The organism is Pseudoduganella aquatica, from assembly GCF_020865585.1.
Classification (GTDB): Bacteria; Pseudomonadota; Gammaproteobacteria; order Burkholderiales; family Burkholderiaceae_D; genus Rugamonas; species Rugamonas aquatica_A.
The window spans coordinates 6813234-6830455 of record NZ_CP086370.1; the positions used below are offsets into that span (position 1 = coordinate 6813234).

A 17222-nucleotide genomic window follows, 5' to 3' on the forward strand; every position below is an offset into this window, starting at 1 on the left:
ATGCATCAGCTCCGCCTGTTCTTTATCGCGCTGCAGTTCTTCACGCGCCTGCCCATTCCGCGCTGGGTGGGCTTTGAGCCATCCTGGCTGCACCATGCGTCGCGCTACTTCCCGCTCGTGGGGCTGGTGGTGGCGGCCATCGCTGCGGCGGTGTATGCGGCGGCGGCTTGGGTCTTTCCCGCTCCGGTGGCGGTGCTGCTGGCGACGGCGGCCGGCATCTACGCCACCGGCGCCTTCCATGAAGACGGCTTTGCCGATATGTGCGACGGCTTTGGCGGCGGCATGACGCCCGAGCGCGTGCTTGAGATCATGAAGGACTCGCGCATAGGCGCTTATGGCGCCATCGGCACCATCTGCCTGCTGGCGGTGAAGTGCACGGCGCTGGCCATGCTGCCGCCCGCCGTGGCGGTGGCCGCGCTGTTCCTTGCGCATCCGCTTTCCCGGCTAGCCGCCACCTCGCTGATCTGGCGCATGGAATACGCGCGCGCCGAGGGCAAGGCCAAGCCCATGGCGCAGGAAATGAGCGGTGCGGAATTCAGCATTGCGTGCGCCTGCGCCGCGCTGCCTGCGGCGCTCATCGGCTGGATGGGATGGCTGCCCTGGCTTTCCATAGGCGCGGCAACGCTGGCGGCGCTGGCCGCCGCCGTCTGGCTGGGCCGCAAATTCAAGCGCCGCATCGGCGGCTATACGGGCGACTGCCTGGGCGCGGTGCAGCAACTTGCCGAAGTGCTGATCTATCTCTGCGTGCTGGCCGGGCTGGGCCACGGCGGATGGCAAGCTTGATGCGCCTGATCCTGGTACGCCATCCGCAACCGCTGGTGGCGCCGGGCGTTTGCTACGGCAGCAGCGACCTGCCAGCAGCGCCGGACGATATCGTGCGCGTGCACACCGCGCTGCTGGCCAGCGCCAGCATTCCTCCCGGGACGCCTGTCTACGCCAGTCCTTTGCAGCGCTGCGCTGTGCTGGCAGGCCGCCTTGGCGCCCATACGCTGGACGCGCGCCTGGCCGAAATGGATTTCGGCGCCTGGGAGCTGCGCAGCTGGGACGATATTCCGCGCGCCGAGGTGGATGCCTGGGCGGCGGACCTCGCGAACTACCGTCCCGGTGGCGGGGAAAACGTGCTGCAAGTGGCGGCGCGCGTGGCGGCGTTCAGGGCGGAGCTGCTGGACCAGCGCCAGCACGAGGACCAGCATCCGCAATCCGCCATCATCTGCCATGCCGGCACCATCCGCGTGCTGATGGCGCTTGAAGCGGGCCTGAAAGCCGGCCTCCCTCTCGACGAAATCGCGCTGCGGGCCGCCGCCGCGCCGCACAAAATCGCTTACGGCGAAACTGTCATTTTGGAAGCTGTCGCCTGAAGCCGATATAATGGCGGCGTTTTGGTGCCCGCGCGCATGTCCATGCGCGCAGTTAAACGGGAAACACGACGCCGCTCCCCACAAGGAAAACGGCCAACGTGTGCTGCCCCCGCAACGGTAAACAAGTGTCGCCCACAGCGACAAGCTGCCTCCTTAAGACCACTGTGCTTTGCATGGGAAGGTGAGACAGTTCAACTTGCGAGCCCGGATACCGGCCAAAGCAGGTGGATGCGCTGCGCGCATCTGTTCAATCCAGCCCACGGGGAAGTAGGCTGGTTGCATACTATACAAAGAAATAATATGAGCTCTCCTGTAATCCGGCATGCGGCCGCCACGTCGCTTGCGCTGGCTATTCCTATGGCCGCCTCGATGACTGTTGCCGCGCCTGCCCACGCCCAGACCATCACCCCAGACAGCGTGATCGTCACCGCCACCCGCTCGCCGCAGCTGCAGCGCGACGTGCTGAGCGACATCGTCACCCTGGGCGCGGAAGAAATCGCGCGCTCCGGCGCCGGCTCCATCACCGACCTGCTGCAGCGCCAGCGCGGCATCGAGATCTCCCGCAACGGCGGCCCCGGCACCAATTCCAGCGTGTTCCTGCGCGGCGCCAACGCCAACCAGACCGTGGTGCTGGTGGACGGCGTGCGCATCGGCTCCCTGTCGTCCGGCACGGCCAGCTGGTCCGGCATTCCGCTGCAGGCGATCGACCGCGTTGAAATCGTCTACGGCCCCATGAGCTCCCTGTATGGCGCCGACGCCATAGGCGGCGTCATACAGATCTTCACGAAAAAGGGCGCAGGCCCGCAGACCGTGTCGGCCTCGCTCGGCGCCGGCAGCGACAAGACGCGCAAATTTGACGCCAGCATCTTCGGCGCCACCGCAGGCGACAACAGCTTCAGCTACGCGCTCAGCGCCGGCAAGGAAAAATCGGACGGCTTCTCCGCCACCAAGCCTGGCAGCACCAGCTACAACGCCGACGACGATGGCTACGACCGCGTAAGCACCTCCGGCCAGTTCGGCTTCCAGGTCGCCAAGGGCCATGACCTGGGCCTGGTTTTCCTGAACAGCCGCACCGACGGCCAGTTCGACAGCGGCGCCAGCCGCTACGACACGCGCAGCCAGACCAAGCTGTCCAACATCGGCGTGTTCAGCAAGAACCAGCTGGCAGCCAACTGGCACAGCACCGTGCAAGTGGCCAAGGCAGAAGACACCTCGGTCTCCGACACCGGCGTGGCCAGCGCCTACAGCCGCATCGAAAGCAAGCAGACCGACGCCACCTGGCAGAATGACATCCGCATCGGCGAAGACACCCTGCAAGTGCTGTTCGGCCACCGCGAAGAAGAGGTGGTGTCCGGTACCACGCCTGCGCTGGGCAAGGTCCGCAAGACCGATTCCTACGCCGGCGCCTACAGCCTGAAGCGCGGCGCGCACCTGGCCACGTTCGGCCTGCGCGCGGACGACAGCTCGCAGTACGGCACCAAGACCACCGGCTCGGCCGGCTACGGCTATCGCTTCAGCAACGCGCTGCGCGCCAGCGCCAGCTACGCCACCAGCTTCCGCGCGCCGACCTTCAATGAGCTTTACTACCCGGGCTTCGGCTACGAGAACAACAAGCCGGAACAAGGCCGCAACGCCGAAGCGGGCCTGCATTACGACGACGGCGTGACCGAGTTCGGCGCCAGCATCTACCGCAACAAGCTGACCGACATGCTGGTGACCACCACGCCATGCCCGGACCCGGCACGCAAGGGCAGCTGCGCCTACAACGTCAACCACGCCATGCTGGAAGGCGTGTCGCTGAGCGCAAGCCGCCGCCTGGGCGCGTTCACCGTGGCAGGCAACGCCGACTGGCAGGACCCGAAAGACGAGACCACCGGCAAATCGCTGGCGCGCCGCGCGAAAAAACACGGCAACGCCAGCGTAGAATACGCCAGCGGTGCAGTGGCCGCCGGCGCCGAGCTGCAAGTGTCCGGCAACCGCTTCGACGACGCGGCCAACGCCCGCCGCCTGGGCGGCTACAGCCTGCTGAACCTGTACGCCACCTGGCAGTTCACGCGCGACTGGTCCGTGCTGGCGCGCTGGAACAACGTCACCGACAAAAACTACGAAGTGGCGCGCAACTACGCCACGCCAGGCGCCAAGTTCTTTGCCGCTCTGCGTTACGGCATTAAATAAAGGTACGAAAAAGGCCCATGCATCCACACTCCCGCAACCTGCGCACGCGAGCAGCCGCCATCACCGGCGGGCTGCTGCTGTTCGTCATCGCCAGCCTGCTGTTTTCCGGCGTGACCGGCTCGGTTCACATTCCGCTGTCCGACATTCCGGGCGCGCTGGGTCAGCTGTGGAACGGCCAGGCCAACAGCCTGGCCGCCACCCTGCTCGACCTGCGCGGCAGCCGCGCGCTGACGGCGTTTGTCACCGGCGCGGCGCTGTCCCTGGCGGGCGTGATGATGCAGGCATTGCTGCGCAATCCGCTGGCCGACCCCTACGTGCTGGGCATTTCGTCCGGTGCAGCGGTGGGCGCGCTGGCGGCCATGCTGTTCATGTGCGCGGCCTGGGTGGTGGATGCGGCGGCCTTCGGCGGCGCCGTGGCGGTGTCCATGATGCTGTACTTCCTGGCGCGGCGCGACATGCGCAGCGGCGCGGCGGCCGAAGGCGGCACCGCCCTGCTGCTGCTGACCGGCGTGATCCTGACGGCGGCCTGCACGGCGCTGATTACGCTGATGCTGTCGATCGCCCCCGAAAGCCGCTTGCGCACCATGGTGTTCTGGCTGATCGGCGACCTGGCAGGCGCGCCGATGCGCTGGATACCCTGGATCGTGCTGGCCGGCGGCACCCTGTTCGCACTGCGCAGCGCGCGCGCCATCAACGTGATGGCGCTGCACGCCGAGGCGGCCGTAACGCTGGGTGTCAACGTGAGTGCGCTGCGCAAAGGACTCTTCTTCGTGTCCGCCCTGCTGACCGCCAGCGCCGTCACCAATGCGGGCAGCGTGGGCTTTGTGGGCCTGATCGTGCCGCACGCCTGCCGCTTCGCATTCGGCCCCGACCACCGCGTGCTGATCCCGGCTGCGATGCTGACCGGCGGCGGCTACCTGGTGCTGGCCGACACCCTGGCCCGCACCCTGTTCGCGCCGCTTCAGCTGCCGGTGGGCGTGGTGACCGCGCTGATCGGCACACCGGTCTTCCTGTACCAACTTCACAGGCTGCAAAAATGATCGCCACCCATCAACTGACGCTGCGCATCGGCGCGCGCATGCTGGTCGACCGGCTGGACTGGCAGGTGCGCGACGGCGAATGCTGGAGCGTGATCGGCCGCAACGGCGCCGGCAAGAGCACCCTGCTGCGCACGCTGGCGGGGCTGATCCCGGCCGATGAAGGCGGCGTGTCCATCCAGGGCCGCAGCCTGCCGGACTGGCCGCTGGCCGAACTGGCGCGCGAGCGCGCCTTCCTGGCCCAGTCGCGCAACGACGCTTTTGCCTACAGCGTGATTGAGACCGTGCTGTCGGCGCGCCACCCCTACCACGGCGACCGCTATTGGGAAAACACCGGTGACCACCGCCTGGCCATGGACGCGCTGGCGGCCATGGAAGTGGCGGAGCTGGCGGAGCGCAATGTGCGCACGCTGTCCGGCGGCGAGCGCCAGCGCGTGGCCATTGCCGCCATGCTGGCGCAGGACACGCCGCTGCTGCTGCTGGACGAACCGGCCAACGCGCTGGACCTGGCGCACCAGGTCAGCGTGATGCGCCTGCTGTCCCAGCTGTGCCGCGAACAACATAAAACCGTGGTGATGGTCGGCCATGACTTGACGCTGGCGCACAGCGTCTCCACCCACGCCCTGCTGCTGATGGGCGACGGCCGCTGGCTGGCCGGGCCGGTGGCGGACGTGATGCAGCCGGACATCCTGAGCGACTACCTGGGCCACCCGATCGACGTGATCCGGCACGGCCAGCGCCACATCTTCATACCGAAAGAAGCAATCGCATGAGCGACAATACCGGCAACACCGATAACACCAGCAACGACCTGGACGCACTGAACGAACGCCACCGCGTGCGCATGGAGCGCAAGAAGGCCATCATCGACGCCAAGATCGCGGCGGCGGACAAGCAGATCGGCATCATCATCGTCAACACCGGCAACGGCAAGGGCAAGAGCTCGTCCGGCTTCGGCATGGCGGTGCGCGCCATGGGCCACGGCATGAAAGTGGGCGTGGTCCAGTTCATCAAGGGCGCGATGCAGACCGGCGAGGAGATGTTCCTGCGCCGCTTCCCGGAAGAAGTGAGCTTCCACTCCATGGGCGAGGGCTATACCTGGGAAACCCAGAACCGCGAGCGCGACATCGAAAAAGCGGAGCAGGCGTGGGAGCAGGCCAAGCGCTTCCTGGCAGATCCCGCAGTGGGCCTGGTGGTGCTGGATGAACTGAACATCGCACTGAAGTACCGCTACCTGGACGTGAACACCGTCATCGCCGATCTGCTGGAGCGGCCGGCCATGCAGCACGTCGTCATCACCGGGCGCGGTGCGCCGCAGGAACTGATCGACGTGGCGGACACCGTCACCGAGATGAACGTGGTGAAGCATGCCTTCAAGGCGGGCATAGGCGCGCAGGCGGGCACGGAATGGTAACGTCGTCCCACATCAACGCGGCCGTGGTGCTGGTGGCCGCAGTGGCCTCCGGCCAGGGCAAGACTACCGCCACGGCGGCGCTGGCGCGCAAGCTGACCAAAATGGGCCGCACCGTGCGCGTGTTCAAATGCGGGCCTGACTTTATCGACCCCATGCTGCTGGAGCGCGCGAGCGGCGCGCCCGTAAAGTCGCTGGACTTGTGGATCGTGGGCCGCGAAGCGTGCCGCGCGCAACTGGCGCAGGCTGCTCTGGAGGCGGACGTGATCCTGATCGAAGGCGTGATGGGTTTGTACGACGGCTCGCCGTCATCGGCCGACCTGGCGCGCGAATTCGGCGTGCCGGTAATGGCGGTGATCGACGCCGGCTCCATGGCGCAGACCGCCGGCGCGCTGGTGCACGGCTTGCGCGACTACGGACCGGTGGACATGGCGGGCGTGATCGCCAACCGCGTCGCCAGCCCGGGCCACGCGGCCATGGTGGCGGCGTCGCTGCGCGACATTCCGCTGTTCGCCACGCTGCCCAAGCAGGCGCGTTCGCTGCCGGAGCGCCATCTGGGCCTGGTGCTGCCGTCCGAAGTGGAAGGCATCGACGAGATGCTGGACCAGCTGGCGGACCAGCTCAGTTTTGACGAGGCGGCGTGGAGCAACCTGCGCAGCACGCGCCTGGAACTGGGCGACGCGCTCGCCGCAAGCGAGGCGCCGGCGCCGGACGCGCGCCCGCTGGCAGGCCGCAAGGTAGCCATCGCGCGCGATGCCGCCTTCATGTTCCTGTATCCGGCCAACCTGGAAACCCTCGCAGAACTGGGCGCCACGCTGGAATTCTTCTCCCCGCTGGCGGACGAACCTGTGCCTGCCGACGCGGACGCGGTCTACCTGCCCGGCGGCTATCCCGAGCTGCATGCGGAAAAGCTGGCCTATGCGCAACGCTGGCAGGAATCGATACGCGCCGCGCACCGCGACGGCACGCCCATCGTGGCGGAGTGCGGCGGCATGATGGCGCTGGCCGAGACGCTGGGCGACAAGGCGGGCGCGGTATGGAATATGGCGGCGCTGCTGCCGGGCCGCGTCGCCATGCAGGCGCGCCTGGCCGGCCTGGGCTCGCAAGGCATGCCAACGCCGCACGGCGTACTGCGCGGCCACACCTTCCATTACTCGTCCATGGAAACCCCGCTGCCGCCGGCCGCGCGCACGGTCAAGCATCCGTCCGGCGTGGATGGCGAGGCCGTCTACCAACTCGGTTCGCTGACGGCGTCCTACTTCCACGCCTACTTCCCGTCCAACCCAGCCGCAGTGGCGGCCATGTTCACGCGGAGCGCAGCATGACGTGCACGCTGGTGTTAGGCGGCGCGCGCTCCGGCAAGAGCGCGTATGCGGAGCAGCTTGCCATCGGCTCCGGCAAGGAAGTGGTGTATATCGCCACGGCCCGCGCCGGGGACGGCGAAATGGCGGTCCGCATCGCCCACCACCAGCGCCAGCGTCCTGCTATATGGACCACCGTCGAAGAGCCGCTGGCCCTCGCCGCAGCACTGCGGCAGTGGTGCGCGCCGCACCGCCTGGTGCTGGTCGACTGCCTGACGCTGTGGCTCAGCAACCTGATGTTCGACGGCGGCACGGAGTATCCGGACGTGGGCCAGATAACGCTGCCCGAGCGCTTCCACACCGAGCGCGCCGCGCTGCTGGCCGTGCTGGAGCAGGCAGCGGGCGACATCGTGCTGGTGTCGAACGAAGTAGGCATGGGCATTGTTCCCTACGGCGCCGTTTCGCGCGCCTTCACCGACGAAGCCGGACGCCTGAACCAGGCCGTGGCCGCCGCATGCGGCCTCGCCGTGTTCGTGGCCGCCGGGCTGCCGCTGGTGCTGAAAGGCGCGCCATGCTGATGGGCCTGGGCGCCGCCGCCATCGCACTGCTGCTCGCGGCGGGCGTGGCGCTCGACCTGCTGCTGGGTGAAACGCCGCGCTGGCATCCGCTGGTCGGCTTCGGCAAACTGGCGAACACCATTGAACGCCGCCTGAACCGGGGCGGCTTGCGCTTCCCGCGCGGCGTGCTGGCCTGGCTGCTGGCGGTGGTGCCGCTCACGCTGCTGGCCTGGGGCGCCACCCGGATTCCCGCTGCCGGCGGCATCGCCCTGATGCTGCACGCATTGATGCTGTACTTCTGCATAGGCCTGCGCAGCCTGCGCGACCACAATCTGCCTATCGCCGCAGCACTTGCGGCAGGCGACCTGCCAACCGCGCGCCACCTCACCTCGCGCATCGTCAGCCGCGACACGGCCAACGCCACGCCGGCCGACCTGGCCAAGGCCAGCACCGAATCGCTGCTCGAAAATGGCAACGACGCGGTGTTCGGCACGCTGTTCTGGTTCGCTGTCGCCGGCGGCCCCGGCGCGGTGCTGTTCCGCCTTGCGAACACGCTGGACGCCATGTGGGGCTACCGCAATGCGCGCTTCCTGCAATTCGGCTGTGCCGCCGCACGCATAGACGATGCGCTGAACTACATCCCTGCGCGCCTTACCGCTCTGTCCTATGTGCTGCTGGCGCCTACGCTGGCGGGCAAGCGCCTGGCCTGGCGCTGCTGGCGCACGCAGGCGCCGGCATGGAGCAGCCCGAACGCAGGCCCTGTCATGTCCAGCGGTGCAGGCGCGCTTGGACTCGCGCTCGGCGGTGCGGCGGTGTATGACGGCGAAACGGAACAGCGTCCGCCGCTGGGCAGCGGCGCCGCAGCGCAAGGCGCGGACATCCAGCGCGCCTGGCAACTGGTTGCGCGCACCACCGCGCTCTGGCTGGCCGTGGCTGCAGCCATTGCCATGGCTATCTCTCTTGCAGGAGGCCAGCATGCTTGAACACGGCGGCAATCTGCGCGAGGCCGCTCAGCGCTACGGACGCGACGACTGGCTCGACCTCTCCACCGGCATCAATCCCGAGTGGTATCCAGCGCCAGCCATCGCCAACAATGCGTGGCACCGCCTTCCCGAGCCGGATCCCGCGCTCGCGCTGGCGGCGCAAGCCTATTACGGCGCGCCGCAAATGCAGCCCGTGGCCGGCACGCAAGCGGCAATCCAGGCCCTGCCCCGCCTGCGCCTTCCCTCTCGCGTTGTGGTGACGGCCCCCTCCTACGCGGAGCACGCCCACCATTGGGCGCAGCACGGCCACACGCTGCGGCAAGTGCCATACGATGCCCTGGACGCCGCCGTGGCCGAATGCGACGTGATGGTGGTCGTCAACCCGAACAACCCAACCGGCGCCACCGTACCGCGCGGGCAGCTGCTGGACTGGGCCGCCCGGCTCTCCGCGCGTGGCGGCTGGCTGATAGTGGACGAAGCCTTTGGCGACACCGGGGCGCAAGCCAGCGCCGCCAGCCAGGGCGCGGGCTCCGCCACGCCGGAAGGCCTGATCGTGCTGCGCTCGGTCGGAAAATTCTTCGGCCTGGCCGGGCTGCGGCTCGGCTTTGTGGCAGCCCAGCCTGCGCTGCTGGACGCGCTGGCCAATCTGCTTGGCCCCTGGACCGTCAGCGGCCCCGCCCAGCAAGTGGCCCTCGCCGCCTTGCAGGACAGCGCCTGGCAGGAACGCATGCGCGAGCAGCTGCGCGCCGGCGGCCAGCGTTTGCAAAACCTGCTGGCCGCGCACGGCATCCGCTCCAGCGGCAGCGCGCTGTTCCAGTGGTGGCCCGAAGCGCGCGCGGAAGACTTTCACGAACACATGGCGCGGCAAGGCATCTGGGTGCGCCTCTTTAGCAAAGCAGCGCGCGGCATCCGCCTCGGCCTGCCGCCGGACGAAGCAGGCTGGCAGCGCCTCGAACTGGCACTCACCTTATGGACCAAGGAAAAACCATGAATAAACTCCTGAGCACACTGGCCGGCCTGGCGTTCGCGTCCGCCGCCGCGTTGACCGCACTTCCAGCTTTCGCCGCCATCACCGTCAACGACGACGACGGAAAGCCCGTCACCCTGCAAAAGCCCGCACAGCGCGTGATCGCAATGGCGCCGCACGTCACCGAGCTGCTGTTCGCGGCGGGAGGCGGCGACAAGATCGTCGGCACCGTCACCTATAGCGACTACCCCGAGGCGGCCAAGAAGATCCCCAACATCGGCGATAACCGCCAGGTGGACATGGAACGCATCGCGTCGCTGAAGCCGGACCTGATCGTGATCTGGATGCACGGCAGCTCCGAGCGTCAGATCGAAACCCTGCGACAGCTCGGCATACCGCTGTTCCACAGCGAACCGAAAAAGCTGGCTGACATTCCAGACAATATCGAGCGCATGGGCAAACTGCTCGGCACCGAAGCCGTGGCCGGGAAAGTCGCCGCCGAATGGCGCGACAAGCTCGGTGCCCTCACCGCGCAATACGCGAAACGCCCGCCCGTGCGCGTGTTCTACCAGGTGTGGGACAAGCCGCTGTACACCCTGAGCGGCAGCCATATCGTTTCCGACGCCATGCGCGTATGCAGCGGCGTGAACATTTTCGCCGGTCTGAAAATCACCGCCCCGGTGGTCGACATCGAAGGCGTGCTGCGCGAAGACCCGGAAGCAGTATTTGCCACCGCCGAAAAGAACTACGGCGGCGTGAACCTGTGGCGCCCCTACAAAACCCTGTTGGCGGTGAAGAACGACAACCTGTTCACCGTCGACGGCCACCTGCTGAACCGCTCGGGTCCGCGCATGATCCAGGGCACGGCCATGCTGTGCGAAAAGCTGGAACAGGCGCGCCAGCACAGGCCGAAGTGATGGATGAACCTCTGATGGTCTTCCCTTACAAAACCCTGATGGTGCAGGGCTGCACCTCGGACGCCGGCAAAAGCACCGTGGTGGCGGCCCTGTGCCGCCTGCTGAAACAGGACGGCGTGCGCGTGGCGCCGTTCAAGCCGCAGAACATGGCGCTCAACAGCGCCGTCACGGCGGACGGCGGCGAGATCGGCCGCGCGCAGGCGCTGCAAGCCATCGCCGCCGGCCTGGCGCCGCACACCGATATGAACCCGGTGCTGCTCAAGCCCTCCAGCGACACCGGCGCGCAAGTGGTCATCCACGGCAAGGTGCGCGCGGAGATGAATGCGCGCGACTACCACCAGTACAAAACCATCGCCATGAGCGCTGTGCTGGAATCGCACGCGCGGCTGTCGGAACAGTACGAGGCGGTGGTGGTGGAAGGCGCGGGCAGCCCGGCCGAGATCAACCTGCGCGACCGCGACATTGCCAACATGGGTTTTGCAGAAGCGGTGGACTGCCCCGTGGTGCTGGTGGCCGACATCGACCGGGGCGGCGTATTCGCCCACATCGTCGGCACGCTGTCCTGCCTGTCGCAGAGCGAGCGTGACCGCACTATAGGCTTCGTCATCAACCGCTTCCGGGGTGACATCAAATTGCTGGAGCCGGGCCTGGACTGGCTGGAGCAGCAAACCGGCAAGCCGGTGCTGGCCGTGCTGCCCTATCTGCATGGCCTGTTCCTGGACGCCGAGGATGCGGTTCAGCCGGTGCAAGCCTCGCGCGGCGCCTTCCGCATCGTGGTGCCCAGCCTGCCCCGCATGAGCAACCACACGGACTTCGACGCGCTACGCGCCCATCCGGACGTGGACCTGCGCTTCGTGCGCCAGGGCGAAGAGATACCGCCGGCGGACCTGATCATTATCCCTGGCAGCAAAAACACCCGTGCCGACCTGGAATGGCTGCGCGCGCAAGGCTGGCCGGCCGTGATCGAACGCCATTTGCGCTACGGCGGCAAGGTGATCGGCATTTGCGGCGGCTTCCAGATGCTGGGGCAAGACGTCAGCGACGCGCTGGGCATCGAGGGCGCACCCGGACGCTCGCCTGGCCTGGGCCTGCTCGCCATGCATACCAGCCTGACGGCGGACAAGCGCCTGGTGCAAGTAACAGGCACTTGCGCCTTCGCGCAAGAAGCGATGCACGACGCCGTAAGCGGCTACGAAATCCACATGGGCGTGTCCGACGGGCCTGCGCTCTCCCGTCCCGCCTTCCGCATCGACGGCCGGCCGGAAGGCGCGTGCTCACCGGACGGCCAGATACTCGGCACCTATCTGCACGGCCTGTTCGACGCGCCGCAGGCTTGCGCCGCCCTGCTGAAATGGGCCGGCCTGCAAAGCGAGCACCGCGTGGACACGTCCGCGCTGCGCGAAGCAAGCCTGGACCGCATCGCCGCCGCCAGCCGGCCGCTGCTGGACGCCCTGGTGGCGCTGGCAGAGCAGCCCAAGCAGGATGCCAAATGAACGAGGAGATACAGTCCGCCAGTCCGCACGCCTTCCCGCAAGCGCAGATCGACGGCGTCTACCGCGCCATCCGCGAGCGGCGCGACGTGCGCCATTTCAAACCGGGGCCGCTGGAAGCGGGCCAGCTGGAGCGCTTTATCGCGGCGGCCCACAACGGCCCCAGCGTAGGCCTGATGCAGCCGTGGCGCTTCATCCGCATCGCCTCCCCCGCGCTGCGCGCGCAGATCCACCAGCTGGTGGACGACGAGCGCAAGCTCACTGCCGAAGCGCTGGGCCAGCGCGCCGAGGAATTCATGCGGCTCAAGGTGGAAGGCATCCTGGCCTGCGCGGAAGTGCTGGTGGTGGGCCTGATCGACCGGCGCGAGCGCTTTGTGTTCGGCCGCCGCACCATGCCGGAGATGGACCTGGCGTCCGCCTCCTGCGCCATCCAGAACTTCTGGCTGGCCGCGCGCGCCGAAGGCATAGGCGCGGGCTGGGTGTCGCTGTTCGACCCGCAGCGCCTGCGCGAAGTGTGCGGCATGCCGGAGGGCAGCCAGCCCATCGCCGTGCTGTGCGTGGGCCGGGTGGAGGAGTTTTACCGCGCCCCCATGCTGGAACTGGAGCGCTGGGACCAGCGCATGCCCGTGCAGCAGATCCTGTATGAGGACAGCTGGGGCGCGCAACAGCAGATTGTGTGACAATCAGGCGTATGACCAGTTCCGCCAGCTCCTCGACCAAACGCTATCTGCCCTGGGTGGTGGCGACCACGCTGTTCATGGAGCAGCTCGACTCCACCATCGTCAACACCGCCATTCCCAGCATGGCGGCCAGCCTGCACGTGACGCCGCTCAGCCTCAAGGCGGTGGTCACCAGCTACATCCTCAGCCTGGCGGTGGCCATACCCATCAGCGGGTGGATGGCGGACCGCTACGGCACCCGGCGCGTGTTCATGAGCGCCATCACCATCTTCACCATCGCCTCGGTGCTGTGCGGCCTGTCCGTCAATTCGCCCATGCTGGTGGCGGCGCGGCTGCTGCAAGGACTGGGCGCGGCGATGATGATGCCGGTCGGCCGCATTGCCATTATCCGCACCTTCCCCAAGGCCGAGCTGCTGGCGGCCATGAACTTCGTCATCATCCCCGCACTGATCGGTCCCCTGCTCGGCCCCACGGTGGGCGGGTTGATCGTGCACTGGCTGTCGTGGCGCGAAATCTTCTTCATCAACGTGCCGGTGGGCCTGGCCGCCGTCTACCTGGCGTGGCGCCATCTGCCCGACTACCGCGCGGAAGTTCAGCGCCCCCTCGACCTGATAGGCCTGGTGCTGTTCGGCACCGGCGTGGCGCTGCTGTCATGGCTGCTGGAGGTGTTCGGCGAACACAAGATCGACCCCACCTCGGCGGCGGTGCTGCTGCTTATTTCATGCAGCCTGCTGGCCGCCTACGGCTGGCACGCCAGCCAGGCGCCCTATCCCCTGCTGCGCCTGGCGCTGCTGCGCGTGCGCACCTTCCGCGTGTCGGTGCTGGGCGGCTTCGTCACGCGCCTGGGCATAGGCGGCCTGCCTTTCCTGCTGCCGCTGCTGTACCAGCTTGGCCTGGGCCTGCCGGCCTGGCAATCGGGCTTGCTGATGATGCCGTCCGCCGCCGCCGCCATGGGCATGAAGTTTATTTCCACGCGCGTGCTGGCGCGCTTCGGCTACCGCCATGTGCTGATCGTGAACACGCTGCTGATCGGCTGCACCATCGCCATGTACACATTCGTGGGACCGGGCACGCCGCTGTACGCCATCGTGGCCATCGGCCTGTGCCTGGGCTTTTTCAATTCGCTGCAGTTCTCCAGCATGAACAGCATTGCCTATGCCGACATCGAAGGCGCCGACAGCAGCATGGCCAGCACCATCGCCAGTTCGCTGCAGCAGTTGTCGATGAGTTTTGGCCTGGCCTGCGGATCGCTGATCGCGGGCTGGTATCTGGGAGACTTGCCGCAGACGGACAAGGTGGCGCTGACCAGCGCCCTGCATCACGCCTTCTTTACGCTGGCGGTGCTGACGGCGCTGTCCTCGCTCACGTTCTGGACTTTGCGCCGCAGCGACGGCGAGGGGCTGGCGAAAAACGCGGCCTGATTACAGCACGGATTCGGAAACGATCTTCCACTGCGCGCCTTCGCGCGCCCAGTACTGGCGCAGGCGCACCGAGTGGTGGAATTTGCCGACTGCGGTCTGCTGCGTAAACGTGCTGATGATGATTTCTTCGTGGCTGGGCTGGCGGAAGTGGCTGGTGTCCTGCAAAGCCACATGTACGCGCTTGGCGCCGGGAAGGAATTGCTGGCGCGTGATCCAGGCGTCCGCGTTCTCGTCGTTGATGGACTTGAAGCGCGCCGAATAGTGGGTGCGCAGCTGGTCGCTGTCGCGGCGTTCGGCGTCGCGGCGCCAGGCTTCCAGCAGCGAGTCGGCCAGCTTGCGGTCGTCTTCGCGCACGCTGGGCTTGACGAATTCCACCTGGTCGCCGATCAGGATGGGGGTCTTGCCCACCTCCACAATGCGGCTCAGCTTTTGCAGGTCGTCGTTGCTGACCACCACGCAACCGTCGGTCGACAGCGGCGCGCGGCTGAAAGTCTCCGGCGGCACGCCGTGTATCCAGATGCCCGAACCGCTGCGGCCGTTCAGCCTGTCCCAGGAATTCGGGTAATCCAGCGGCAGCGCGCCCTTGCCGTAGAAGTCCGGCAGCTTGGCGCCGGACAGGCGGCCCGAGATGTAGTACACCCCCACCGGCGTGCGCATATCGCCTTCCTTGACCTTGTTCACGCCCAGCTTGCCCTGGCTGAAATAGTAGTCGTTGACGTAGCGGATTTCGCCGTTGCGGTTTTCATAGAGATAGACCCGGGAACGCTTGGCGTCCACGATCAGCGCGTGGCGCTGGTCCTTGCGCAGCTGGAGCAGCGCGCGCGGCTGCAGCTGTTCGGCGGGCTTGGTTTCGGCGCGCAGACGCGCAGCGGCTTCGCGGCGCAGGTCCTGCAGGCGCGCTTCCGCTTCCTTGCTGGAGGCAACGCCCAGGTTGACGACCGGGCGCGTGTGCATCAGCAGCAGGTCGCCGCGCACCAGATGGCCGAGGTGGAAGGTGGGATAGGCCGCCACCAGCGCATCGGCCTTGGCTTGCGCGTCGCGCAGATGGTTTTCAGCCAGGTCCTTGTAGATCTCGACCAGCATCTGCTCGGGTTCGGGTTTGGCCGCAGGCGCGGCCTGCTGCTTTCGGGCGGCGCTGCTCCCACCCGATGCCAACATCAGAGCGGCGCAAAACAATCCGCGCGCCAACCGGCCCAACCTGACTTCAAAATAAGACATCAGCTACCCGACGATTCCTGCTTGATCTGCCATTTGCCGCCGTGCTTCACCATGACCAGGGTCTTGCGGCTATTCGCCGACAGGCGGTCCGACTCGTACACCTGGCGGAAAGTGACCTTGGCCGTGTCACCGGTAATGACCACTTGCGGCGCGTTGACTTCAACGCGGATGCGGCCCTTGCCTTCGATACGCGCGCGGCGTTCATCCGCCCACGCCTTGCGCGATGCGCCTTTTGGCGGCGTGAACTCATTGCTATAGTAACCGAGATAGCCGTTCACATCCTGCGTGGCCCAGGCCTTGGCCCAGCCATTCACGCGGCTCAGCACTTCGTCGCGTTCGGCGTTGCCGGCGGCCGGTTTGGCTGCTGCGGCAGCTGCCACAGTCGCAGCCGCCACCGGAGCAGGCGCTGGTGCAGGTTTCGCAGGCGCGGCGGCTACAACAGGCGCAGGTACAGGCTTGGCCGGCGCGGCAGCAACGACAGGGGCCGGAGCCGGAGCTTTTGCCGGTGCGGCAATGGCTGGAGCCGGAGCGGGGACAGGCTTGGCCGGCACTGCGGCGACAGCCACTGGCGATGGTGCAGCGACGGGAGCCGGCGCCGGCTTCGCGGCCGCCGGTGCGGTCTGCGGCGCCACCGCCATCGACGGAATGCGCTGCAGGGGTGCAGTTTTTGGCTGTTCAGGTATTTGCGATACCAGCTTGACGCTGCTCGCGGGCGCCGCGGCGGCGGCCACCGCAGGCGGCGCAGTGCGCGCCGCAGCAACGGCCGGTGCGTCCGGCACGCTCACACTGACCTTGCTGCCGGTGCTGCTCGAGAACGTGCGCAGCAGCGTGAGTTTGGACGTGGCCGGCGGCGCGCCGTTGCCCAGTGCCAGCGCCTTGTCATACGCCTGGCTGGCCAGCTTGCCGTAGACGTCGCCCAGGTTTTCATAGGCCGTCATATAACTTGGATTGGTGCGGATCGCCTTCTCCAGCGCCACGCGCGCCTTGTCGTACTGGCCGCTGGCGGCATACAGCACGGCCAGGTTGTTGTACGGTTCCGGCAGGTCCTTGTAGTCCTCGGTGAGCTTGGTGAAGATGGCGATCGCCTCGTCCGACTTGTTCTGCTCAGTCAGCAGCACGCCCTTCATAAAGCGCATCTGCGGATCGGCCGGATTCTTGGCCAGGAAGGCGTTGGTGCGGGCCAGCGCCTCGCTCGCCTTGCCAGCACGCAGCAGCTTGGTCACGTCGGCCAGTTCGTCGGCAAAGGCGGGCGTTGCCAGCAGCGCGGCAAGCAGACCAGCGCCGGCGCAGACGTTACCTACGGCACGGCGGAGCGTGTTGGGGGCGGTCTTCACTATCATCGAAGTCTCGGAGAGGAAAGCGAACATGGTACACCGAATGTTGCCGCAACTCAAAACCGTTGGTTACCAACTTGCCACACGCAACGGACTGGAAAAGCAAAAAACCCCGCCAAGATCACTTAGCGGGGTTTTTCTTATAACTAGCCTGACGATAACCTACTTTCACACTGGTTGCAGCACTATCATCGGCGCAAAATCGTTTCACGGTCCTGTTCGGGATGGGAAGGGGTGGGAAGGGGTGGGACCGATTTGCTATGGTCATCAGGCTTTGACTTGTACAAGCTACAGTTCCCAACGGGGCAACTGCTGCTCTAAAATTCAGAAGAAGTATTTTAATTTATTAGGTAGGGATTGTCAATCAACAATT

At 66.8% G+C, this 17222-nt stretch carries 16 protein-coding genes, 1 rRNA gene and 1 riboswitch; of the genes, 14 read left to right on the top strand and 3 right to left on the bottom strand.

What is annotated here, in order from left to right:
• The 14 genes from KT882_RS30430 to KT882_RS30495 all read left to right on the top strand — a co-directional run bounded on the left by KT882_RS30430 (position 1) and on the right by KT882_RS30495 (position 14297).
• A complete protein-coding gene (locus KT882_RS30430) occupies positions 1-783 on the top strand; it encodes an adenosylcobinamide-GDP ribazoletransferase (RefSeq protein WP_161075518.1) in 783 nt (260 codons plus the stop codon).
• Complete coding sequence (locus tag KT882_RS30435) at positions 783-1358, top strand: histidine phosphatase family protein (protein ID WP_228894047.1); 576 nt, start codon at positions 783-785, stop codon at positions 1356-1358. The genes KT882_RS30430 and KT882_RS30435 overlap by 1 nt, the downstream gene beginning before the upstream one ends.
• Before the next feature lie 5 nt (positions 1359-1363).
• Positions 1364-1592, top strand: a riboswitch (cobalamin riboswitch).
• Between the two features lie 66 nt (positions 1593-1658).
• Entirely contained in the window at positions 1659-3533 is a 1875-nt protein-coding gene (locus tag KT882_RS30440) for a TonB-dependent receptor plug domain-containing protein (protein ID WP_228894048.1), read from the top strand.
• Positions 3534-3550: 17 nt separating this feature from the next.
• Positions 3551-4573, top strand: a complete 1023-nt coding sequence (locus KT882_RS30445; RefSeq protein ID WP_228894049.1) for a FecCD family ABC transporter permease — start codon at positions 3551-3553, stop codon at positions 4571-4573.
• Positions 4570-5343: an ABC transporter ATP-binding protein gene (locus KT882_RS30450; protein ID WP_161075522.1), complete on the top strand. Its 774-nt coding sequence runs from the start codon at positions 4570-4572 to the stop codon at positions 5341-5343. Before KT882_RS30445 ends, KT882_RS30450 begins: the two co-directional genes overlap by 4 nt.
• Positions 5340-5984 carry a cob(I)yrinic acid a,c-diamide adenosyltransferase gene (gene cobO / locus KT882_RS30455; protein ID WP_228894050.1) on the top strand — a complete coding sequence of 215 codons (645 nt, stop codon included), beginning with the start codon at positions 5340-5342 and terminating at the stop codon, positions 5982-5984. The genes KT882_RS30450 and cobO overlap by 4 nt, the downstream gene beginning before the upstream one ends.
• A complete protein-coding gene (locus KT882_RS30460) occupies positions 5978-7306 on the top strand; it encodes a cobyrinate a,c-diamide synthase (RefSeq protein WP_228894051.1) in 1329 nt (442 codons plus the stop codon). Before cobO ends, KT882_RS30460 begins: the two co-directional genes overlap by 7 nt.
• Positions 7303-7860, top strand: a complete 558-nt coding sequence (gene cobU, locus KT882_RS30465) for a bifunctional adenosylcobinamide kinase/adenosylcobinamide-phosphate guanylyltransferase (RefSeq protein WP_228894052.1) — start codon at positions 7303-7305, stop codon at positions 7858-7860. The genes KT882_RS30460 and cobU overlap by 4 nt, the downstream gene beginning before the upstream one ends.
• Positions 7854-8822: an adenosylcobinamide-phosphate synthase CbiB gene (cbiB, locus tag KT882_RS30470; RefSeq protein WP_161075526.1), complete on the top strand. Its 969-nt coding sequence runs from the start codon at positions 7854-7856 to the stop codon at positions 8820-8822. Before cobU ends, cbiB begins: the two co-directional genes overlap by 7 nt.
• Positions 8815-9813 carry a threonine-phosphate decarboxylase CobD gene (cobD, locus tag KT882_RS30475; RefSeq protein WP_228894053.1) on the top strand — a complete coding sequence of 333 codons (999 nt, stop codon included), beginning with the start codon at positions 8815-8817 and terminating at the stop codon, positions 9811-9813. The genes cbiB and cobD overlap by 8 nt, the downstream gene beginning before the upstream one ends.
• Positions 9810-10706 carry a cobalamin-binding protein gene (locus KT882_RS30480; protein ID WP_161075528.1) on the top strand — a complete coding sequence of 299 codons (897 nt, stop codon included), beginning with the start codon at positions 9810-9812 and terminating at the stop codon, positions 10704-10706. Before cobD ends, KT882_RS30480 begins: the two co-directional genes overlap by 4 nt.
• Positions 10707-10720: 14 nt before the next feature.
• On the top strand, positions 10721-12199 hold the full coding sequence (locus tag KT882_RS30485; protein WP_161075531.1) for a cobyric acid synthase: 1479 nt from the start codon (positions 10721-10723) through the stop codon (positions 12197-12199).
• Entirely contained in the window at positions 12196-12876 is a 681-nt protein-coding gene (gene bluB / locus KT882_RS30490; protein ID WP_228894054.1) for a 5,6-dimethylbenzimidazole synthase, read from the top strand. The genes KT882_RS30485 and bluB overlap by 4 nt, the downstream gene beginning before the upstream one ends.
• An 11-nt stretch (positions 12877-12887) precedes the next feature.
• Positions 12888-14297 (top strand): DHA2 family efflux MFS transporter permease subunit, encoded by a 1410-nt coding sequence (locus KT882_RS30495; protein WP_228896807.1) that lies wholly within the window; start codon positions 12888-12890, stop codon positions 14295-14297.
• Here KT882_RS30495 and KT882_RS30500 read toward each other — a convergent pair whose 3' ends face one another.
• The 3 genes from KT882_RS30500 to rrf form a co-directional block, all read right to left on the bottom strand.
• Positions 14298-15455 carry a L,D-transpeptidase family protein gene (locus tag KT882_RS30500; RefSeq protein ID WP_187358885.1) on the bottom strand — a complete coding sequence of 386 codons (1158 nt, stop codon included), beginning with the start codon at positions 15453-15455 and terminating at the stop codon, positions 14298-14300.
• Between the two features lie 59 nt (positions 15456-15514).
• Positions 15515-16855 (bottom strand): L,D-transpeptidase Cds6 family protein, encoded by a 1341-nt coding sequence (locus tag KT882_RS30505; protein ID WP_161075530.1) that lies wholly within the window; start codon positions 16853-16855, stop codon positions 15515-15517.
• Between the two features lie 143 nt (positions 16856-16998).
• Positions 16999-17121 (bottom strand): 5S ribosomal RNA (rrf, locus tag KT882_RS30510).
• Positions 17122-17222 lie beyond the last annotated feature (101 nt).